Annotated in this window: 3 protein-coding genes; all 3 read left to right on the top strand. The window is 72.9% G+C overall.

From position 1 onward, the window contains the following. Window positions 1-892: 16S rRNA (adenine(1518)-N(6)/adenine(1519)-N(6))-dimethyltransferase RsmA (gene rsmA / locus BZL64_RS34070; protein ID WP_086772952.1), on the top strand; the 892-nt coding region annotated here is incomplete at its 5' end. Next, complete coding sequence (locus BZL64_RS34065) at window positions 889-1,794, top strand: 4-(cytidine 5'-diphospho)-2-C-methyl-D-erythritol kinase (RefSeq protein WP_244205659.1); 906 nt, start codon at window positions 889-891, stop codon at window positions 1,792-1,794. The genes rsmA and BZL64_RS34065, both read left to right, overlap by 4 nt. A 99-nt stretch (window positions 1,795-1,893) precedes the next feature. Continuing rightward, a partial coding sequence (locus BZL64_RS34060) for an ABC-F family ATP-binding cassette domain-containing protein (protein ID WP_425276102.1) occupies window positions 1,894-3,232 on the top strand: 1,339 nt, incomplete at its 3' end.

Raw genomic sequence — 3,232 nt, 5'->3', positions numbered from 1 at the left:
CCCCACCCCCGACGCCCTCCTGGGCCCCGCCGACATCCGCGAACTCGCGGCAGCTCTCGGCGTGCGCCCCACCAAACAGCGCGGCCAGAACTTCGTGATCGACGCGAACACGGTCCGCCGTATCGTCCGCACCGCGCAGGTGCATCCCGAGGACGTGGTCGTCGAGGTGGGACCGGGCCTCGGCTCCCTCACCCTCGCGCTGCTGGAGGTCGCCGACCGCGTCACGGCCGTGGAGATCGACGACGTCCTCGCCAGCGCCCTCCCCGCGACGATCACCGCCCGCATGCCGCAGCGGGCGGACCGCTTCGCGCTGGTGCACTCCGACGCCATGCAGGTGACCGAGCTGCCGGGCCCCGCCCCCACCGCCCTGGTGGCGAACCTGCCGTACAACGTCGCCGTGCCCGTGCTCCTGCACATGCTCGGCACCTTCCCGACCATCGAGCGCAGCCTCGTCATGGTCCAGTCGGAGGTCGCCGACCGCCTAGCCGCCGCCCCCGGCTCGAAGGTGTACGGCGTGCCGTCCGTGAAGGCCAACTGGTACGCCGACGTCAAGCGCGCCGGAGCGATCGGCCGCAACGTCTTCTGGCCCGCGCCGAACGTCGACAGCGGCCTGGTGTCCCTCGTCCGCAGGGCCGAGCCGGTCAAGACGACCGCCTCCCGGCGTGAGGTCTTCGCCGTCGTGGACGCGGCGTTCGCCCAGCGGCGCAAGACGCTGCGGGCCGCGCTCGCCGGATGGGCCGGTTCCGCGGCGGCGGCCGAGGCCGCGCTGGTGGCCGCCGGTGTCTCCCCGCAGGCGCGCGGAGAGGCGCTGACGGTCGAGGAGTTCGCCCGGATCGCCGAGAACAAGCAGCACGAGCAGGACCCCGAGCACCAGGAGAAGGACTCCGAGTGAGCGTCGTCACCGTCCGCGTGCCCGCCAAGGTCAACGTTCAGCTCGCCGTGGGCGCCGCCCGCCCCGACGGCTTCCACGACCTGGCGAACGTCTTCCTGGCGGTCGGCCTCTACGACCAGGTCACGGTCACCCCGGCCCACGGCCTGCGCGTGACCTGCGAGGGCCCGGACGCCGCCCAGGTCCCCCTGGACCGCAGCAACCTGGCCGCGCGCGCGGCGATCGCGCTCGCCGAGCGCCACGGCCTCACCCCGGACGTGCACCTGCACATCGCCAAGGACATCCCCGTCGCGGGCGGCATGGCGGGCGGCAGCGCGGACGGCGCGGGCGCCCTCCTGGCCTGCGACGCGCTCTGGGGCACCGGCGCCTCCCGCGAGGAACTGCTGGAGATCTGCGCCGAGTTGGGCAGCGACGTCCCGTTCAGCCTGATCGGCGGTGCCGCCCTCGGTATCGGGCGGGGCGAGCGGCTGACCGTGCTGGAGACCGGCGGGACCTTCCACTGGGTGTTCGCGATGGCCGGGCGCGGCCTGTCCACCCCGGCCGTGTTCCGGGAGTTCGACCGCCTCACCGAGGGACTCGGCATCCCCGAGCCGGTCGCCTCGCGGGAACTCCTCGGCGCCCTCGCCAAGGGCGACCCCGACGCCCTCGCGGCGGCCGTCTCCAACGACCTCCAGCCCGCGGCCCTCTCCCTCTTCCCCGAACTCGCCGACACCCTCGCCGCGGGGGAGGCGGCCGGCGCGCTCACGAGCCTCGTCTCGGGATCGGGCCCCACCACCGCGTTCCTGGCGCGCGACACCGCCGCCGCGGAGAAGATCGCGCAGGCGCTGCGGACGTCCGGCACGTGCAAGAGCGTGCGCACGGCGTCCGGCCCGGCCCCGGGAGCCACGGTCGTCGGTGCGTCCTGACGTCACCGCGGCCGCGGGCCGCTGACCTGCGGGGGGATCGGCGACCGAGTGGCTCCCATTAGGCTGGGAGGCTGACCGATCCCCCTGGCAGGAGCAAAAATGGCCGTCAACCTGGTCAATGTCGAGAACGTCAGCAAGGTGTACGGAACCCGTGCGCTGCTCGACGGCATCTCGCTCGGCGTGTCCGAAGGGGACAGGATCGGAGTCGTCGGTCGCAACGGCGACGGCAAGACCACCCTGATCCGCATGCTCGCCAAGCTGGAGGAGGCGGACACCGGCAGGGTCACGCACTCCGGCGGGGTGCGCATGGGCGTGCTCACGCAGCACGACTCCCTGGACCCCACCGCCACCGTCCGCCACGAGGTCATCCGTGACATGGCCGACCACGAGTGGGCCGGCAACTCCAAGATCCGCGATGTCCTGACGGGACTCTTCGGCGGGCTCGACCTGCCCGGCTTCCCGCAGGGCCTGGACACCGTGATCGCGCCGCTGTCCGGTGGCGAGCGGCGCCGTATCGCGCTCGCCAAGCTGCTGATCGAGGAACAGGACCTGATCGTCCTCGACGAGCCGACCAACCACCTCGACGTCGAGGGCATCGCCTGGCTCGCCGAGCACCTGCGCGAGCGCCGGTCCGCGCTCGTCTGCGTCACCCACGACCGCTGGTTCCTGGACCAGGTCTGCACCCGCATGTGGGACGTGCAGCGCGGCGCCGTCCACGAGTACGAAGGCGGCTACTCCGACTACGTCTTCGCGCGCGCGGAGCGGGAGCGGATCGCCGCGACCGAGGAGGTCAAGCGGCAGAACCTGGTCCGCAAGGAGCTGGCCTGGCTGCGCCGCGGGGCGCCCGCGCGCACGTCCAAGCCGCGCTTCCGGGTCGAGGCCGCCAACGAGCTGATCGCCGACGTGCCGCCGCCGCGGGACAGCAGCGAGCTGATGAAGTTCGCGTCGTCCCGGCTTGGCAGGACCGTGTTCGAGCTGGAGGACGTGACCGTCCAGGCGGGCCCCAAGGTGCTGCTGGAGCATGTCACCTGGCAGCTCGGCCCCGGCGACCGCATCGGCCTGGTCGGCGTCAACGGCGCCGGGAAGACGTCCCTGCTGCGCGCCATGGCCGAGGCCGCCCGCACCGAGGGCGAGGCCCAGCCGGCCGGCGGGAAGATCGTCGTCGGCCGCACCGTCAAGCTGGCCTACCTCTCCCAGGAGGTCACCGAGATCGACCCGAACCTGCGGGTCCTGGAGGCCGTCCAGCAGGTGCGTGAGCGCGTCGACCTCGGCAAGGGCCGCGAGATGACCGCGGGCCAGCTGTGCGAGACGTTCGGTTTCGGCAAGGAGAAGCAGTGGACGCCGGTCGGGGACCTGTCCGGCGGTGAGCGCCGCCGCCTGCAGATCCTGCGGCTGCTGATGGACGAGCCCAACGTCCTCTTCCTCGACGAGCCCACCA

It is taken from the genome of Streptomyces bobili (genome assembly GCF_002154575.1).
In the GTDB taxonomy this organism is placed as follows: Bacteria; Actinomycetota; Actinomycetes; order Streptomycetales; family Streptomycetaceae; genus Streptomyces; species Streptomyces bobili.
Note: the sequence above shows the minus strand (reverse complement) of the source record. Positions and strands in the feature narration are given on the sequence as shown.